Annotated in this window: 13 protein-coding genes; 2 read left to right on the top strand and 11 right to left on the bottom strand. The window is 50.7% G+C overall.

The annotated features are described in order from the left end of the window. Positions 1-378 precede the first annotated feature (378 nt). Both QUD59_RS15205 and QUD59_RS15200 read left to right on the top strand, forming a co-directional pair. On the top strand, positions 379-645 hold the full coding sequence (locus tag QUD59_RS15205) for a DUF5334 family protein (RefSeq protein ID WP_286238006.1): 267 nt from the start codon (positions 379-381) through the stop codon (positions 643-645). After that, positions 642-845 carry a hypothetical protein gene (locus QUD59_RS15200; protein ID WP_286238005.1) on the top strand — a complete coding sequence of 68 codons (204 nt, stop codon included), beginning with the start codon at positions 642-644 and terminating at the stop codon, positions 843-845. Before QUD59_RS15205 ends, QUD59_RS15200 begins: the two co-directional genes overlap by 4 nt. On the opposite strand, the gene QUD59_RS15195 is transcribed toward QUD59_RS15200, so the two are convergent. From QUD59_RS15195 to QUD59_RS15145, 11 genes are all read right to left on the bottom strand, one after another. Next, a complete protein-coding gene (locus QUD59_RS15195; protein ID WP_286238004.1) occupies positions 838-8,580 on the bottom strand; it encodes an LPD38 domain-containing protein in 7,743 nt (2,580 codons plus the stop codon). The genes QUD59_RS15200 and QUD59_RS15195 overlap by 8 nt on opposite strands. Before the next feature lie 29 nt (positions 8,581-8,609). Beyond that, positions 8,610-9,374 carry a hypothetical protein gene (locus tag QUD59_RS15190; protein ID WP_286238002.1) on the bottom strand — a complete coding sequence of 255 codons (765 nt, stop codon included), beginning with the start codon at positions 9,372-9,374 and terminating at the stop codon, positions 8,610-8,612. Then, entirely contained in the window at positions 9,374-9,835 is a 462-nt protein-coding gene (locus QUD59_RS15185) for a hypothetical protein (protein ID WP_286238001.1), read from the bottom strand. The genes QUD59_RS15190 and QUD59_RS15185 overlap by 1 nt, the downstream gene beginning before the upstream one ends. Positions 9,836-9,844: 9 nt before the next feature. Continuing rightward, a complete protein-coding gene (locus QUD59_RS15180) occupies positions 9,845-10,609 on the bottom strand; it encodes a hypothetical protein (RefSeq protein WP_286238000.1) in 765 nt (254 codons plus the stop codon). Between the two features lie 3 nt (positions 10,610-10,612). Further along, positions 10,613-11,068: a GNAT family N-acetyltransferase gene (locus QUD59_RS15175; protein WP_286237999.1), complete on the bottom strand. Its 456-nt coding sequence runs from the start codon at positions 11,066-11,068 to the stop codon at positions 10,613-10,615. Next, on the bottom strand, positions 11,068-11,964 hold the full coding sequence (locus tag QUD59_RS15170) for a hypothetical protein (RefSeq protein WP_286237998.1): 897 nt from the start codon (positions 11,962-11,964) through the stop codon (positions 11,068-11,070). Before QUD59_RS15170 ends, QUD59_RS15175 begins: the two co-directional genes overlap by 1 nt. Positions 11,965-12,041: 77 nt before the next feature. Continuing rightward, the gene (locus QUD59_RS15165) at positions 12,042-12,674 is read right to left on the bottom strand and encodes a DUF7338 family protein (RefSeq protein ID WP_286237996.1); all 633 of its coding nucleotides are present in this window, start codon (positions 12,672-12,674) and stop codon (positions 12,042-12,044) included. Then, entirely contained in the window at positions 12,661-13,092 is a 432-nt protein-coding gene (locus tag QUD59_RS15160; RefSeq protein ID WP_286237995.1) for a hypothetical protein, read from the bottom strand. The genes QUD59_RS15165 and QUD59_RS15160 overlap by 14 nt, the downstream gene beginning before the upstream one ends. Next, entirely contained in the window at positions 13,092-17,024 is a 3,933-nt protein-coding gene (locus tag QUD59_RS15155; protein WP_286237994.1) for a discoidin domain-containing protein, read from the bottom strand. The genes QUD59_RS15160 and QUD59_RS15155 overlap by 1 nt, the downstream gene beginning before the upstream one ends. Further along, on the bottom strand, positions 17,017-18,492 hold the full coding sequence (locus tag QUD59_RS15150) for a hypothetical protein (RefSeq protein WP_286237993.1): 1,476 nt from the start codon (positions 18,490-18,492) through the stop codon (positions 17,017-17,019). Before QUD59_RS15150 ends, QUD59_RS15155 begins: the two co-directional genes overlap by 8 nt. Then, positions 18,489-19,154 (bottom strand): phage adaptor protein, encoded by a 666-nt coding sequence (locus tag QUD59_RS15145; protein ID WP_286237992.1) that lies wholly within the window; start codon positions 19,152-19,154, stop codon positions 18,489-18,491. The genes QUD59_RS15150 and QUD59_RS15145 overlap by 4 nt, the downstream gene beginning before the upstream one ends. Positions 19,155-19,156 lie beyond the last annotated feature (2 nt).

Here is a 19,156-nt window from a genome sequence, read left to right as displayed (position 1 = left end):
GCATAAAAATTAAACAAAACAACAGGATAGCTAAAAAAAATCAGTCAAAACCATGCGTTTTCCATCAATCAACCTAGGCAAACAAACGCAAAATCGCTAGGAAATTCAAGTAAGAAAGCGTCTAATTAATTTGACATAAACCTCACTCAAATCCCTCCAACCTTCCTAGTTCCCATAGGTTTTCAAGCTTGAATTGATAGGGTTTTCTAAAGCATCTCAATTAAAGCCACTAATTTATTAATTACAATATCGGCAAGGCATTAGACTAAAGAATAATAAAAAATAGCAATTTCGTGCGCTGCGCACACTGCTTGAATGCTGCATATGAGGACGTATACTGAATCTCACAACAAGGAAAGTCCGGTACAAGGAGAGATTATGAAGTACATTTTGGCCATTGCTTTCGCAGCTCTATCTGCCTCCGTGCATTCATGGGATGGCTATGACTATGACAGTGGATCCCATGTTGAAATTCAGGATGGCAATCTGGTTCGCTCCGGGGAAACCATAGAGATATATGACTATGGTGACGGGAGTTATAAAGACGTCGAAGTTCAATCCGTTCAAAGTTACGGGTCTTCGGTAGAGATAGAGGTGTACGACTACGACAAAGGGGAATATCGCACTTTGGACATGGATCGATGAATCAGATTAAGCGAGACTGGCTTGGCGATTCCGTTGCAGGTGGATTCATTGGGTCCATCGTATTCGCCATTTTATACGGCCTGACGGATTGGCATGTATTTGCTGGCCTGGCTGGCCTCGCTATCGTTCCCTTTATGCTCTGCGTTGCGGCGGCCATCCTTGGCCCTATCATCAAAACGATCTCTAAGGTGCTCAGCTAGAGGCCTTGCTATAAGCCTTGTTGAATCGATCAACGGCCTGTTTCATTTCCAGTTCGATCCGCTTCAGCTTCTCATCCCTTTCAGCAGGATTTAGATCAGCTGCATAAACTGCATTTCGCTGTTTCCTCAGCCACTTTAATCGTTTCTCAGTCTGTTTGATCAATGGCTTTAGCTTAAGCAGCTTGTAGTTTTCACGGTAGAAAGCCTGCCTATCTCCTCCCTTTAGAGACTCCAGCTCAGCTTTAATCTGATCAACTTCATCCCTACGATCATAAAACTTCGTCTGGTCCTCGTAAGGTAAAACCTGCCCATTGATTCGGCTAAGGAACACGGTTCGATGTGCTGGCAGTTCAACATCATTCATAAGCTTGAATGCATTATCAGGCATCTTGCTGAATGCGAATTTTCCAGCGCCGCCTGCGAAATAATCGACAAAGTAACGCATTACATCTGGGTTAATGTCGATCGCACCAGATCGGTACTTTGAACCGCCGGAGACCTCGTTCAGAAACTCGGCAATAACACGGTAACCTTCCGGTGTAGAGCGCCGCGCCAGACTGCTATCTGGCTTAGGTGTACCAAACGGGAAGTTATCATTGTAGATACTGCCTCCCATGAAGTTCTCGTTAGCAACCACATCAACAATTGGTTTGGTAAGGGTAGGCGCAATATTCTTCAACACCGTCCCAGTAGCTGTATTGCTGTCCTGAAAGCCGATCGGTGAAAAACTTCCGAGTGCCGCAAGGGTGAGATCTACTGCGCCCTGTCCGGGCCCAGTACTTCCGCTGGTCACCGCTTCCGTTGAGGAACCAACCACATGGAAAATGTTGTAACCATATGGCAGAGGAATCTTCCAATATGAACCATCCTGTTCCCCGCCGAGCAAGGACTTCATGATGACCAGGTTTCGCTCTTTAACGTATTGAGGGACTTTGTCATACCAGTTCTCGCCGTCATCATCCTCGCCAGCGCCATTGCGATTAGCCATTGAGAGTGCATAAGAGCCAGCCATTAAACCGATACTTATTTTCTGTGCCGTGTTCAATCGCTCCCAAACTGGATCCCCGGGCTGACCTTTCATGCTTCCCATCGTCCGAGCGAAGTTCATCGTTCCCTGAATAGATGCATTGGCGAACATATACAAAGCGTTCAGTGTCGTACCCGCTTCACCCTTACGGTTGAAGTTTACTGTCATGTTTTTCGCCAGCGATGCTGCCTGTGCTTTACTCACACCAGCTTTTCGAGCGTTAACATAAGCTGACAGTCGCACGGCATTTTCCACTGACTGGTTAATATCCTCAACCAGTTGAGCGCTTGCCCGAGTCCATTTAAAGAAACTACCTTTAAATCCCCCTTGAGCTATATCCACAAGGTTCTGAACATCTTCCGCCTGGCCATCAATGTCCTTCATGTCGAAGTAGCCAGTTTTACCCCCTTGCTCCCTGAACTCATCAAACCAATTGCTCCACTCACTGCCTTTTTCTTTGCCCCGTAAAGAGCGATAAATGGCACGCATCGCAGCTGGGACATCTTGCACCGTTTTTGCAGCTACCTTCTCTCCCTTGGCCTTGCCGTCCGCGGCGGACTGCTCTGCCTGCAGGTTCAAAATAGCAGTCTGGATATCTCGAGCAAAGTTACCTATTACGAATTCAGGGTTGTAGGAAGTGTTCACAGCAGACAGGAACCGACTAACCTTAGCCAGCCCTTGAATAATGAAGTTGGAGGTGTCCGGTCCCAGATTCTTCATCGCCTTCATTAAACGCGGATCTTCCAGTTTAATGTAGTGGGTAATGCCATCCCGCTTGGTAGTGAAGTAGCGATCCTGCATCATCGCCATAGGAATAGGCTGCTCTACAACCTCTTCATACACTTCACCCTCAGCATCCTTCCGCTTCACAATACGACGATCCATCTCTGGGTTTTCGTCGGTGAATACCTCCCAGTAGCCGGGATTCGGGTTGTTTTCAACCAACTCTAGAAAAGCATTCCCGACCTGGTTTTTTCGCTTCCGCACGAGCGTTTCGGTCAGATCCTGAATGGCATAAGAAGAGGGACTAGCGGCCTCTGACTGGCGACCCATAGCGCGTTTGCTCTCCTTGCCACCGATGGTAAAGCCTTTTCCGGATCGAGGAAGGGTGTCATCCTGCTCATTATCAGCGTACCCTTTGAGAGGAACGTAATGTTTATACGTCTCCTCCCATGCATCAATCATCCCGCCCTCTTCAAGCCCGCCGTTGCTGATAGCATCACGGCGTGCCGCCAGCATGTCATAAACAATGGCAGCCACCTGATCAAACTTATCCTGCTTACCAGATGCATTCACCTTGGCGACAACCTCAGCCGCCTCCAGGTTAGTCATGCCCGAGCCGCCATCCGGCATATCAGGATTTATCTCAGCAATATGAGCATTTCGTTCTGGGGCGTGCAGAGCATACAGGTATTCATCCAATGCCTTCTGGGTAATACCAAACTCCGCCATTTTTTTAGCCAGTGGTTCTACGAAGTTCTCCCGCATCAAGCGCAGATCGTTTTCCGCTTTACCATGAAAGAGCTCTTCTGCCAGATAAGCATCAGAGGTTTCATTAATTTTTCCGCCCGCATCCTTGATGTTCTGCTGCAGCTGTTTCAGGACATGGAATTTATCAGCCAGCCAAGACATGGCCTGACGCTTTAGTGTTTCATCTGGCGCTGCAAAGCCGCTCTCATTGTCAGGAGCGGCTTTACGTGAGAATGCAGGAGCATCCTCGATATGACTGTCACCCTCTTCAATCCCTTCAGCAAGGTCGGCAAAAAACATGGCCAGCTCATCACCGTCGGTTACACGCATAAAATGAGGCGTATCTACCTTTCCATCTCCCTCTCTGGCCGCCTTGTTAATCTGCTTCAACAGGAACGCTATATCTGCATTCGTCAGCTTTTCAAGCGACTTAAAATTGTAGCGTCGTAGCATATCCCTGATGGCGCCGTAGAACTCATTCAGGATCCGCTTAACTTTAGCGCCGAGCTTTTCATCGGTTCGTTGCTGATTGGCATGAGACAGGAATTCATCAACCAGATATGGCTCACCCTGAGAGGCAGCATAACCTGCTGCTGTCTCAAAATAGGGCTGCATATCTTCATAAAAACCGAGTTCTTTGGCCTTCGCTTTCATTCCATTAATGCCACCCAACCCCAACATCACCTTGCGGTAGGCTTTTGTGATATTCTTTCCGAAAGCCGCGCGCCCACCGTAGTGGGCAGATTCATGCAGGATTGCAGTCTCAACTGCTGTTTCATCTGCCATTCGATCAGCAACAAGGAAGATGTCGCCTTTATGAAGAACAGCATGTACCTCGCCTTCCGCTCCATGCTCGGCCGCTTGTTCAAGAATCGCAGCCGGCAGGTCAGCCTCAGTAGCGACAACCCGGATACCGACACCATCGCTCAACCGAAGTCGGGCAGCGATTCTACGAGCTACGGCTTCCGTTGCATCCACTGTGAGGACGGTACTGTTATCAGCACCATGACCCGCCGAACGGGAGAAAAGCGCGACACCTGATTCGGTTTCCTTGGACTCAAGCGTGCTAAACAGCTCATCAAAGGCTCGTTCAACTGGCTCAATTTCTTCGTTCTTCAGGTAGGGGTAGCGCCCGGAATCTCTCGGGAATTTATCCTCACTAATCACATTGGCCAGATAATCATTATCAAAACCAGATTGATCCATTTTGGTAATGACATAGTTTTCGAATGCCCGCGCTCCGCGTTCTATGATGCGTGACCAATACCCATCTACCTTTCCTTTATCAATAACCTCTGCGCGCTGCTTCATTGGCGACTGGTTCAAAACTTCCACCAAGTTCGCAAATGCCTTCTCCACAACAGGGCGCACACCTGCTTTGTGATCAGGATCTGGAATCCAATTCTTGGGGTCCAGGTAGCCCGAATCAGGATGTTGCTCACGCCGTCGCTTGAGATCCGCTGCACTCATTTTGTACTGGCGATGATCTTTATGAATCAACAGCTGTTCAGGCTTGTAGGTTACATAATTGTTTTTTCGGTAGCCGTCTGCAGTCTGATCGCTCAGATCAACGCCGCCGCGCTTATGAGCAAAGTAGTTATCAAGTGCATGGAACCACTCATGAGCAAGCGCACCCGCCCCTTTAGTTTTGGTGAGATTGATAACCAGCAAGTCAGGCTCATAGTGCGCAGAAGCTCCTCCCTTACCCCGAGAGCCAAAGCCGAGCCCCAGGCGTCCCTCAAGAGAGATCGCTTGAGAAGGCACATCGAGGATGCCGGCTAGATCCATCAAGGCATCATATGCCTGATTCAACATACCCTGGCGCTCTTTACCACCTGCGCCCTGTTTTACCCAGTTTCCAAACTCAACACCACGGAAACCAAATGCATCCTGAAATTCATCAACCGTTATGTCCTTCCCCTGACGATAATCCTGGCCGGTCCGAGGACGATTTTCTTTGGAGCGAACATCGGCCTTTTTGACATTATCGCGCTCTTTTACACGTTCCCATTCAGAAACAAGTGCCTCATGATGATTCCGTAGGTACTTGCGCGCAGCCCCAAGCTCATCAAAGGTTTTCAGCCTTCGCTGCTCTTTATCTCCGGTCTTATTAATGAAGTACTCACCGCGTGTACTGCGGATTTCAAACTTCATCTTCAGATTGACAGCACTTTCTCCCAACTTTTCGTTCACCTGATCAAGGATCTGATCCAGCTCTGCTGCTCCTTTGAATGGGTGGCTGCGATAATCAATACGCACCCAGATCTGATCTTCAGTACCAATGGATTCATTTGCCTCGATCACCTGTACTTCACCGATACGGGACCAGTTCGTGCGGTCCAGCATGGTTAGCAATTCAATCCGATTGGCGATTGCACCCAACTGACGGCTTTTGCTTTTGCGAAGGTGCTCGAGAAATCGTTCCACGGAAGCACCGGATTCATCCAACATCACCAGCATATCCCGGGCGCTACGTACCGATTCAACCCAGCGCTGCAAGCGGTATTTTTTGCGTGGTTTTGCAGGGATAAGATCACGTGCAACAAAGGCAACGGCCGCCTGGCCAGTATCTTCGATTCCATCAATTTCTGCCTTGGGCCAAATTTTACTCAGCGAACTGGCAGCTATCGCATCGTCATCCATGTTATCCAGGCGCTCACGAACCGCTGGCATCTCATCCTTCCGTGCGCGCCCCAGTTTTTGCCCAAAGTCATCCAGGTCTATCGCTGACTGCGCCTGACGTTCTTGCTCATTAGGGGGAGTCGTAACCTTTTCAGGGTGCAGGATCCTTTTTGCCTGATCGGAACCTTGCGCCTCATCTTTGAGGCTCAAATCGGCTTGTGTCTCAGATTCAGCAAGGGTTGAAGTACTAACCTGAGTGATGCCACCCGCCGCTTCAGAGCTTGGAAACTCGCGCGCTAACGGAATCAACTCATCAATAGGCGCATTAAGGCGTATCACTTTGATCGGTGCGCCAACCTCTCTTTTAGCCAGCCACTGATGATGCCCATCCAACACAAAGTTATCAGAGGAGACCAGGATTGAGCGGTCTCCCCCCTCATATTCCATGGCCTTCCTCACTTTCTCAGGCGAAAATTCAGCCTGGGTTGGCTTCAGACTGTTCGCCGGCAATTCCATCTGCTGATGCGATACGCCTCGAGCATTCATGAAGTTCGTCATAGCCCCGCGATGCTCCGCTTTGATTTGCGGCATTTCTGCACGCGGAACACCCTTGGTTCCCGTCTCATTTGAGAAAGCCGTCCATTCACTGTTGAGAGGTACACCGGCCATATCCTGAGCTGGCTCGCGCGCCTGCTGCTGGATATCGATCATCTGTTCTTGAGAAATGCCCGGCTGTGGCAGGGCTGTACCCGGCGCCTGACGCTTTACAATGCTTTCTCCCACTCCCTCATAAAGCGGGTTTAACGGCTCCGCCTCAGGTGCCATATACGGCATGTTGATCTGACCTGTCCCCGGTGGAAGCTGCTTAACGCGGTTGTCCGGAAGCTCACCGCTTCGATCCAGTTCACCTTCAATCGCACTCGGGGCATAAGGCGTCTGCCCTTCTTGCCCGTAAAGAGCCCCAAACGTGTTGGCCTCTGCTTGCGCTTTAGCTGCACGAACATCTGCAGGTATATCGCCATAAATAATCTTCCCGTCTTCAAGGCGATTAACAGGGCCTTGGGCCGTAATGCGCTGAGTTGGGTTTCCTACACCAGCCGGGCTTGGGGCCTGATCGTATACACTGCCTTCAGGGTGGGGGGCAGTTGGTACAACATCCCCTCCCAGCACCTCGCCCTGCGCCACATAAGCAACAGGGTAATTAGCTGCCTCCTGCTTTAGCGGCTCACTCGCCTCAGTGACATCACGGTAAATTTTATTGGCATTCTGGAAAAGTCGATTGGCAAAATCATGCTCCCCGCGGTTACGGAACCCGTCTGCGCGCTCATACAATTTCTTGGCATTGCGAAGCCGGGCCGACTCCTCATCAAACCCCATGCGCTCGGCAGCAATAATCAGCCCATCAATGCCCGACATGTCTCGACTGCTATGCTGTTCATCGACCAACGGTGTCTCATACTGCTCAAACGTAACGCCCAGATCTTCGGCTGTCTGCACTTGAGCCTGCCGGGCTCGAGTTTCCCCGACCGCTTCCGGGGTAACTTTGCTTTGCACTTCAGCTTGAGCAAGCGACTGGTCCAGTATATCGCCACCCTGAGCGGCCGCTTGTTCACCAGCCTGTCTGATTTTTTCGTCTGCATTTGCCATCGGATTACGGGTGATAAGGCCTGCAGCACCGCCCATTGCCCCACCACCCAGTGCGCCAGCTGCGGCGGCGTTAATGATTTCCTTGGTGTTTACCTCTCCCAGATTGACCAGCAAGGATTTACCATTTGTCTCCACCCAATGCTTCGCATGTTGTTCAACAAGCGTCTGCAGTGCTTCGGTACCGGCTTCAAATCCCCCCTGCTTAAGCAGCTCACCTGCAACAGAGCGCTTCACCTGCTCTTTTGCCGCGCCCGCAATGCCAAACTTACCCAGTATGCGAGCCACAGGCAGGGCATCAAATGCACCTGCTATAGCACCATGTGCCAGCGACACCCCTGCATCTTCGGTTTCGCCGTAAATCGAGCCCGTTTCCATACCGGCCGATGCACCAAATGCACCTATGCCCTGCCCGGCAGCCACACGCTGTGCAATCGCTTTGCCGGCTAGCTTAGCGGCAACATCCTTGGCCGTGCCTTTAGCCAACTCCTTGGCCATGATCTCAGCTGCTGCTTTTTTGGCGACTTGCTTACCAACCAAACCTCCGATACCACCGCCCGCAATAGCGGTGGCCATGGTCGGTACCAGGTTGCCCAGCGTATAGCCCGCCCAATCAAGCGCGTCCTCAACACCCTCTATTTCCGTAAAGCCCTCAACATTCGGGGCATACTGGCCGGCTTCAGCGGTATTTTTCTGATAGGTACCTATACCCCAGGATTTCAGATCAGTTGCACCAGCCAGGTCACCCAGTGCAGCAGCGGCGCCGGCGCCCATCGCTTGGATCTGATCCACCCCAGCCTTTACACCCTTTGTAAATTGGGAGTCATTATTTGTCGCAGCATAAACCAACTGCTCCTGGGAAAGGCTGCCAAACTGCTCAGGCTCAAGGCGAGGCAAGATAGAAATAAGCTGATCATCAGAGATCTGATTCAGCTCGGGAAACTCATTTCGGAGATCTTCAATGTAGCTCACGGGTGTCCTCTCGACAGGCCGGGATAGTATTAATTAGCGCCCATCAATCTACTGTAAAGCGCCTTTGCTTGTTGCTTTTGCGTATCTGTGCCGTTGCGGTAAATATCTTCAAGCATTGTCATGAAATGCTTTTTCGCATTCTGATCGTTTGTGCCTGCCGATGCCGAATTAAAAAGACCGCTATTGTCTGGCAATGCCAGACCTGCCAGATCGTCAACCCGGTTAGCCACATTGGCAAGCTGAGCATCAAAATACCGGATCTGCTTGGCATTATTCTGCGCCGCTTGTTGCGTGGATTGTTCATTCTGGTGCTGGTCAGAAAGAGGGATGTGCTTACCAGGCTCTGACGGGGCAGCAGCTCCATCGGAAGCCTTGCTTTGCTGGTACTTTTGGATGAAAGCATCGGGATCAAAAGGAGCTTGCTCGCCGCCCTCACCACCATCCATGTAGCGCCCGGTCATCGTATCCAATATGCGAGTCTCGCCAGTTGCGTCATTGGTTACCGGTTTAAAACGGCCAACCTTCCCGCCACTGACACCGGTTCGCATGCTTGCTATCTTCTCTGCCGACTGTCGATCCAGCTGACTCTGCTCAGTTTTAAATTGCATTTCCTGGTCAAGTCGTTCATCAGCCCTCGCCTGCTCATTGTCAGAAAGCTCTCTACGGAACTGGCGATCGTTCTGCGCTTCTTGCTGGCGCCACTGCTGTACGCGCTGCTGCTTCAGATCATCCTGCACATTTTGGCCAATGCCCTGAATGGCTTGGCCCATCCCAATAGCGGATCCCCAACCCATTACAGCCCTCCTTGCTTTGCTTGGCCAGCCAAACTTTGCACTTCCGCAGGGTCATAACTTCCTTGATTTGCGGTCAACCACATCTGAACCGCAAGGCTCATGGCCTGCTGAATATCCTGCTCTTCAATCTGCAGGCGCCCGGTTTGATTAATGGCATCCGCGAGATCATCAATGACCTTAATGCCCAGTGCCAACAGCACTACAAAGTCCACTTTGCCAAAGTGCTCCTGTAGCTTCATCACAACCTGGACAACCATGTTGCCGAGCGCTTCCGCAGGTTCACCGCCCTGCATCGCCTCTTGCATCATGGAGCCAAACACCTGCTCGTCATACATGATTTGCTGGGCGATCTGGAAGCCTTTCTTCATCATCTCAACCTGGCCGGGGTTCAGATCTTCAGCAAGACTCAGCAGCCCACCATCCGCCTGAGGCTGCCCCTGCTGTGGATTCATATCATTCATAAATGCTCCTTATGCGGTCATTACCGGCACGTACCGGCCTTGTGCTTCATCCCATCGCAGCCCCTTCAAGAAAGAGGTGTCTGCAACGGAGGCTCTTCGCGCCCTTTGTTCTTCGTAGTCCTTACGCTGCTGCTCCAGTTCCCATTCCGCTCTTTCCTGTAAGCCATCTCCTGCCATCTTGCCGCCATATAGCTGCAAGCCGCCTGAGACCATTTGGCCTTTGACGTAATCACTGCCCAGCAAGCCATCAAACAAACCGGAATCAGAGCCCGCTGAAGAGGCCGCACCGCCTGAGAAATCCAAAAGCCCCTCATCACCAAAGAGGTTTCCTTTGTCATTCAAAGACCCAACAAAATTACCCAGCTTGTTATCTCCAATTGCTCCACCTACGGAATCAAGAAAGCCATTGGTGACAATCCCGTTGTTCGCATTTGATATCCCTGTTGATACAGCTTCAGTAAATGTCCCACTTGCCGCCTTGCCTGCCATAGCATCAGCAATACCATTCTGCATCTCTGTAAGCGCTGTAACGCCTTCAGCACCTGACGCGCTAGCTGTTGCTCCACCGGTTACCGTTTCTTGGACAGTAGCTGTTCCTGCCCCAGCGCCAGCACTTTCAGCCCCAGCAGAGAGACCAGTAAAAGACATGTAGGCCCCTACTCCACCCAGGGCAGCTTTCAGCAAGTTCCCTTCTTTGATGCCCTCAACGGCAGTCTTCGCCGCCATTACGCCGCCAACTACTTTCAGCAACGGCACTACAGCTTGAACGCTCATAACTCACTCCTTCACGATTGAGTAACTTGCACCTACCCGGGCACCCGGAAAGCGTCGGTCGTACAGTTTTTCTGTGCGCCGTCCTTCTTCGCCACCATAGGATATTGATAAGAAAATTTGTTTGGTCTCCGGAAAGCCCCAGGCCCATTCAATGAATCGATCCAGCATTCTGACACCGTCCCCGCGGAAGCCGGGCTGGATGTAAAAGAACTGCTCTGAAGCCACAAAACCCTGATGCCACCAACCAGGTGCAAGAAAACCGAGCAGCATACCAACCAGTTTCCCTTCGACGTCCTTGACTAAGAAAAGCTGATACGGACTCAACACAGCGGACTTCAGATTGGCAGTAATTGTCTCTCGGCACCCATCAATTACGCCCAAGGTTGCCGAGGTATCTCGGCCTTCTTTGCACAACTCAATGACAGCCTCAATATCAGCCATGCATGCGTGACGAATCATTAGTTACCACCATCTCCCCCACCGGGACGCCATATAGGTATCACCGGTGTTGGCTCTTTAACCCACTCGCCTGCTTTAAGCGACCAGGTGTACCCCTCTTCATTGAAGCTGGCCTGCTTATCTGCTGGCTTGGTTTCACCGTACTTATTCACCAGATTGCCACTACTGTCGGTTGTAATGCCTGAGATATACATACCGCCATCACCAAACGTATATGATGGAGTTGTAGGCTGGATAGAAGGCTCTTGATAAGATCCAGATCCATCTGTGGAACTTGTGGTTCCGCCGGTTCGAGTAACACTGCCATCTGAGTTGATTTGGATGTTTCGCAGCGTATTAGAAATCTCGGAGCCTTTCTGAAACTGCTCCCATAGCGAAGCGACCGCTGCTGATTTTTCAGATCCCGTCATATCCGCCGCATTGATGTCTGCCACCCCTTTGGTGAACTGTGCATACAAGCCAGCTTGCTGCTTCAGCGCTTCCACTTCACGCTGAGTCGCGCTATCAGCCAATGCCAAGCGCCACTCTTGATCAAACTTTGCATTATTTTGATCAGCTGCAAACGCCTGCTCACGATCTAATAAACCGTGGTCAAATAAGTTTTTCTGAGTATTGAGATCTTTCTGAAGCTCAGTTCCATATTTTTGAGAGGCAAACTGGTTATGGGTCGCTGCATCAGCTTGCGCAATAGGTAAAGCAGCTTTGATTGCCGCATCCTGAGATGCACCTGCAGCCATGGAGCTGTTAAGCATACCTCGCTGCGCAGCATAGGATTCACCCTGCTTACGAGCTTGGTTCATATAGGGGTTGTCTTGATCAAGCAGATCCGTTAACTGACCGGATACTGTTTGCTTTTGCGGGTCGATAGAATACCCAGGTGTTGCGGTGGTCGTCATAATACGATTCCTCTGTTATCACAACAGTGGTTTGATCAAAGTGTAACCGATTTTTCTTGAGTGTGTGGATTGATTTATCAGCTAAATGCTCGGCTCACACTCTTGATAGAAACGCTCATCGGTGTGGCATCTATTAGTCGGGCCTTCCCTTTGTAGGATGGCTTCACTTTATACCCCATTCTCAACCGAAAGCATTTCCCCGAGGAGATCCGCACCACCCAGTAAAAACCAGTTACCGTTCGGCGCTGGCCGTGAGTGATCACCATTTGCCAACCGTACCGGCCAGATACATCATCAACCTCAAAGGCTCCATAATACTTAATCATATCTGTCGCATTCAGATGGAAACCTGAAACCAGCCTATCCCAGCCACCTAATGGATTCCTGAAAGCAGCCCAGCAATACATTGCCCACCATGAACCCGGATCCGGAATATCATCACCATCGATATCAGGGGCGGAATGAATCCGGGTACCATCGCCCATCAAACCATTCTCTCCTTCCCAGATCAGCGCCCACTTAGGCAGCCGGATATAGCGCCAGTGCGCCTGGTGAACCGGATGGCCGGCTTTTGGCTCAGCCTCGTAGCGCCAGCACATGGCAATAGGTATCAAAAAAAAGCCCGCCGGGATCAGAATCAGGGCGGGCAGCAGGTTTAGCAAAATGCAGTCGATAAAGATCAACTGCAACACATACTTAAGCAGGCGCATCAGGCATAGCCTCCATCACGGTTTCAAGGGTTGGATCGGGAATATTGCCAGCCTGCCAATCAGCCAGCATTGAGTAACAAAGATCCCAGCACGCAGCCACCCAGGCACCAAGCGCCTCGCACTCGGCGCGGTAGCCATTCTCGTAACCGCAGTATTTCCCGCAGCTATTGATATTGTCGTAGCCGCGATCACGCGCCTCTTTGTCATGCAGGGCCTGAACAGCCCGCTTTACAGTTTCAATCGATGCAGCGTTAGCCTTATCATTATCAACAACGATCACACCATCTACGATTGTCAGGAACTCAGGAGCAGCCGGTAGGCTACCCCTTTCAAACTCCACACGCTCAACACCACCAGGGACACTGGACTGTTTAGCACAGGTCTGGAATAGACCGTCTTGCATATATGCAAAGCCCATTACTTAGCCCTCCCGATAAAGATGATATCTGTATGCTCTCGATCTACAGCCGCCCCTGCGGAGTTATAGACAACGACCGTGCATTCCTTCTCGGTAGATAGTCCGCGACTCAAGTCACCTGCTGATAGACCCTCGTTGCCACCACTTCCTAGAGCTAAATAGTCCCTGTCCGGCTGAGGTTCGGAGAAGATGATTTTATAGATACCTGCAGAGGTTCTAACAATGTCGTCTACGTTATAGCTGGACTTGATCAGAGCAGGGCTTTGGGTACCGTCAAATGACACCCACGCCCGAAGCACCTGATCGCTTTCAATGCCTCCCCTTACCTTCAGATCACCATGCACCTCAGTGTCCTGTAGCATTCCCTTGGAAATCGGGAAGTTTTCAATAGAGGAGATGCCTCCCCCGGCATCAAGAATCAGCTTGGCGAGGTAGACTCGCTCGGTAGCCGTGTGCTCCAAGTGGTTGATTGGAATCACGCGGATATTATCAATACTACCCACGAAGTCTGCGCTACAGTTAACGCCTGTATTGGCACCAGCGCCTGCTACAATGATCTGCTGCTTAACCCCTAATCCATTCAGGAGCGCACCATTCACACCCCCGCACCGTCCACGGATAGAACCTGAAGTATATGCAGTTACCTCCCACTCAATCAGATAGGAATCACCTACGGTAAGAGCCATGTCATAGCCAAGGGTAGAGGTATTGGTTTGAGAGCCGTCACTATGCGCCTCACCGCCTGAGATAGACCAACCATCCCCTTTAGTCCAAACAGTGTCCGTATCGAAGCCACCATTTGTCTGCTTTTCAGTAGCTGATTCATACATCACCCCCTCAGAGATGTTGTAATAGTCAGACGGTAGGACGGTGTTAAATTCTAGTTCGGCTAGAGCTGTGACAGTACCACTAGAAGTTTGAGTTACATTTATACGGTGATATAGGTAGGGTGTTGTATTATAAGAGGTATCTTGTAGATCTCCCCATAAGTATGCGCCATTACCTGTATAATTAGCGGTTGAGTAACTACCATCAATAACTACCCAATTCAGCCCATCATTAGAGCCTTCAATAGTAAAGCGTTGAGGTGTCTCGGTTATGGCATTGTACTCACGTAAGCGCCATGACTTGAGGATTCGCTTCTCAGTAAGCTTATATTGAAGCTGAGAAACTTGAGAGCCAACCGTCCAGAAAGAACTGGTTAGCATATTGTTAGGGTCTTTATTAAACGCCTTCCAAGCATAGTTAGTAGAAGTCTCCCCGCTCGCACTAACAACACCTGTGGAACTCTCATAACCACTATGCTTGGCGGTAGTCCTCAGGCTTGGATCAAGCGGAGACTCTACGCCCCATTCATCAGCGCTGTCGCGGGAGGTTCCGATAAGTGGACGATGCTCAGTGGTTCCATATGAGCCGTTCCGATCTTTATAGAGATACACGGGGCGGGACAGTTGATCTGCTTCAAGAACACTAACATTGTCAAAGGTCATGGACTCGCCTGCAGTACCACCATGACACCCCAGCCGGACAAACACTGTGCTAGAGGTCGCTGTGAACTCTATGTTGTAGTATCCAACAGGTAGCGCCGTGGTGTTTGTATACATTTCTGTACCACTGGTAGACTCACCCACCCGCACACGGGCACCTACAGGGCCAACATCATCAGTAATATCAAACTGTAGTACGTAATTCCGACCTACCTCTGCTGCAAAGGATTGGTATATATAACCATTAGCCTCAGTGTTGGTTACGGTAACGCCGTTTGCATCAACTGTAACAGTTGCGTTGTTAGCTACATTCCACCCGGTAGCATCCGTATCAAAAGAACCGTTAGTCAGTTGATTGGATCGCGTCTTGAATGTAGCCCCTGCACCTACTTGCTCAACGTAATCAACAGGGCCTAGCGCATCGAAACCGCCAGCGTAGCTAATTAAGCTGTTCTCTTTGATTGATACGGTGTCAGGAGCTACCGGGTAAGAGTACTCGGCCCATGCTTTAGTGCCGTCTGAGGAGGTTTTTGCGAATGCCAGGAACAGGTATTTATTGTCCAGCGTGTTATACCAAGAGCCTGTAGAGGTGGCAACAAAACCTCCCGGCACAAACTCCACCGGAGTGCCGCTAGTTTCAGCATCAACACCCCCTAACAGGTACTTATCCGTGCGAACTGCATCAATAAGAACCCATTGCGTAGTCCCTGTAGTCAGGTTTTTAATCAAAAGCCAACCAGCAGTATCATCACCAAAGTCACAATCTACGTAGTTACCCGGCAGCCCTGTACCAATGTACTGACCCACTTTAGACACCCCCGGAACAGAGGCGAAGTGGTAGGACATGTATTGAGCGCCGCTGGCATTGAGATGTCCGGAAGATCCTAATGAGATAACGCTATCAGTTGTAACGCAATCACTCCCGGTATTGGTGGTCAAAGCCCCTGTGGTGTTTAGCAATATGGCGTTCAAAGTGCCGTCCCACTCAGGAATCTTAACCAGCCAGTTGTACCCGCTTGCCTCGTTTTTATAAATGCTCAGCTCTGGTGGTATAGGGAGGTGATATGGTAGCTCATGGCCAGCAATCCCGTCCGCCTCATATCCGACCATAGAGAAGCCAGTTTGAGGGTTGTAGTGACAGGTATATGGTTTATTTCGATTGGTGACACCTTTAGTACGGTGCGAAGTTTGAAATGACCACACTACATGCGCTACGCCTGTGCTGTTTATGCCGGTTTCAGTTCCAAGAGAAATACCATTATTAAGGAACGCAACACCGTCAACTGCAGCCTCATCAAGCGTTGAATCCGAACGAAGTCGATTATCCCCACCTCGCACGGTGTCAAATAAGTAATGCCCTGTTGTACCAGTACGGGACTTAATCCAAGTCAAACCGCCGAACTGTTCACCGGCCACCCCCCATTGGCTTGTCATATCGACACCAGTGTTAACAATTAAATCGGGCGCGCCTGTAAACAGGGTAGAGCTTTGGCCTACTCGCGTAGAGTCATCTTGAGAAACAGCCGCCTGATTCAGTACGCAGTTGCGCGCAGAGTATGGAACCTTGTTAATGCTGGCAGCCGAGTTAGCTGCGGCAGTAGCGGAGCCTGCTGCGGCAGTTTCCGAAGCAGCCGCGTTAATCTCAGAGGCGGCTGCATTTATCTCAGAAGCAGATGCCACTGTCTCAGAGCTTGCTGCGTTGGAAGCTGATGCCGCTGCCGCATTCGCGGAAATGGCAGCATTTGACTTCGAGGTGTCTGCAGCAGTTGCTGATGTGGATGCGTTAGCGGCAGAGCTACTCGCTGCATTAGCAGAGCTGGAGGCGCTCGCGGCTGAGGTTGCGGCACTGCTTGCCGAAGATGAGGCAGACGCTGCGGAGGCCGCTGCATTGGTTTCTGAGCTGCCTGCAGCAGAAGCACTGGAAGCTGATGCCGATGCGCTGCTTGCTGCATTAGATTCACTGGTTACAGCTGCAGATGCGCTATTTGCTGCGCTAGCAGCTGAAGCCTCTGCATCTGCTACTGAATTCATGGATGGACTATCAAGACGGAAATTAACTCCATCATAAGTAAGTGTGACAGTTGCTGCTGCTGACAGGTCTCCGGATTTGAGTGCCGTGCCATCAGGTCGTTTAATGGTTTTGGCGCCAAGACTATCCACGTTTACTGTAGAAGGACCGGTGTTTGCATTTACCACCTTAAACCGCAGCGTCATGCCCGCAGAATAAGCGGTAGGTGCATAAGGCATCGCAATCAAGTAGTTGTTAGCCGTTCCGGTGTCGATACCTAACGTTACCCGGCCTTCTTTTAACTGGGTTTCGGTTGGCAGCTTATCAAAGCCAGCCTCCACAGAATCGAGCTTGTTATCGACATCAGAACCACGGGCAGTTTCGCCTTCAACAAACCGCTGACCGAGTTCTGAGTTGTCAAAATATTCGTTAGCCACGCTTCAATCTCCGAGCTGAAAAATGGGTTGAATAGCCAGCAATGCGGTGCGGCTTTGCAAGTGCAGATTTGGTATTAATGATGAAGTTGATGGCCGTTGCGGTACCGATCGTATCGATCTTGAAGCGATCCACGATAGGTGATCCCCAAGCAAACTCGCTCCAGTTGGAAATTCCCCACTGACCGCCTTGCGCCAGTGCATCCTTGAAGAGCACCAAGTGTCGGGCTATTTCGTTATCGCCATAATCGAACTGTGGAAGCGCTGAAATCTGAACTGTGCTTTCGGCCTGGATATCAAGGAAGACTCGCCGAAAACGCTTACGGATATCCGGGTTTCCGAGATGGTTGTATGCAACTGCCAGCGTTGTCTGGATATCAGCGCCATTAAACGAAGTGCCGCTGTTCATTTGGAAGACATCACCTTGATCCGTTCCAATGAACATTTCTTCTTGTCCGGCAACGACACCAGAGCAGGCTGCCTTAACAACAACAGGCAGTTTTGCCGTGGTAATACCCCATGTCGCCCCGCCGTACCATCGGCAAATCAGCGCGGTACCATCGCTGTAAAAAAGCCAGTACTGATTTTTACGTTTCAATATTGCGGAACAGGTGGGCGTGGCAGTCAGGTCCAGCAGAGGCTTAACCCGTTCCCCCCAATTACCAAGCGCAAAGTCACCGAAGTCATCAATTGTATCGAGGCTCGATAGGCCTGCTTCTGCCAGAAATAAAGCAGACCCGCCCAGACTCTGGGTAGTGCCCGAGATAACGCCAGTGCCACTGTGATATTCACGCTGAAAATCAGCGCTAATGGTTCCGTAAAGGATTTGGACAGACTTCTCGCATGCAATAGCCAGCGCTTTCTTCAGGGGAGCAAAACCCGTCAAGCTATCCGATACGCCAAACTCACCGGCTCCATTGGCTGTTTGCCAGTCGCTCGGGTCACCCAGTGCTGAAAATTGAACCGAGCCCGCTTCAAAACCAATGAATAAGTGGTTTGAGTGCTCCTTGAGGAATCGCCCTCCTGCAGGCGCATTTGTCAGTTCAGACAAGGTTGTCCCGTCATACTGCCATGGCTTGCCGCTATTTCGGCATTGCATCATCATGACCTGAGCGTTGGCCAGCGCTTTAAACGTCGCCGTATCCAGTTCATAAGGGCCGATCGGCATTGTGCCGGCAGCGGGTGCTATTTCGCTCCAGGTGCCAGCGTTATTCTTATAAAGTTTGGCAGCTCCAGCATCTTCTCGAATTCCGTAGAGCTCTCCTTTATAAACCTCCAATCCAAGCACATCACCAGAACCTGCAAGTGTGCTTCCGCCTATCTGGGAATACCCCTCAAGGGACACAAATTTGCCATTGGCATCCAGTTCATAATTCAGCGCCAGTAGCGCTCTCTCCGGATTCATTTCAATGGGCGGCGAGATAAGATCCAACCCGCCGGATAGAGCAGTGTATTTGTTGCGCGTGGTCATTGAGGCACCACCACAATGGCATCACCGCCGGTGTTAACCTGACTTGAATTACCATCATCTGGTAACTGATGACTTTCCAACTGCTCGATCGCAATAGAAAACCGTTCAGCGCCTTCCTGTTTCACTTCTGGCGCGTCTTCGAATGATCCGTAGTAGATCATCGCACGCGCTACGATCACTTCATGGAAGCGTGCAGGGATCAGTGGCTGGTCATTATTGGAAGCCATCTCTGACGCCTCAATAAAGCAATCAGCAGTCAGCGAATAACTCGCATCCGGTACCGGGCTCAGTTTTAACTGCCCATCTGGCATCAGCACCACGGTATCCGGTGTAGATTCGTTGGTGTCCACGGTCCACCCATCTCGCACCGCCTGCTCATACTCGATGACGTTGAGTGGTTCGCCATTCAAATAAAAGGTTCGCTTATCCCAGATGCCAATATCAGCCTCAGAGTACAGTGCAATCCCTTGCTGAACCGCAATCGTTTTCTGCGCCCAAAGGAATTTCCAGTTAAACCAACGATTGCAAATATCGATGTAGGCCTTGTTGGTCCACTTAACGATATTTTGCATTTCGCCGGTTTGGCTGGTCACGGCTGCAGGACCGGTACCAGTAACGCCGCACTCGCGGCGCACATCCTGGCAGAGCTCGAGGAAATTCACGG

Source organism: Neptuniibacter halophilus (assembly GCF_030295765.1).
GTDB classification, from domain to species: domain Bacteria; phylum Pseudomonadota; class Gammaproteobacteria; order Pseudomonadales; family Balneatricaceae; genus Neptuniibacter; species Neptuniibacter halophilus.
This window is presented reverse-complemented; position numbering and strand designations above follow the sequence as displayed.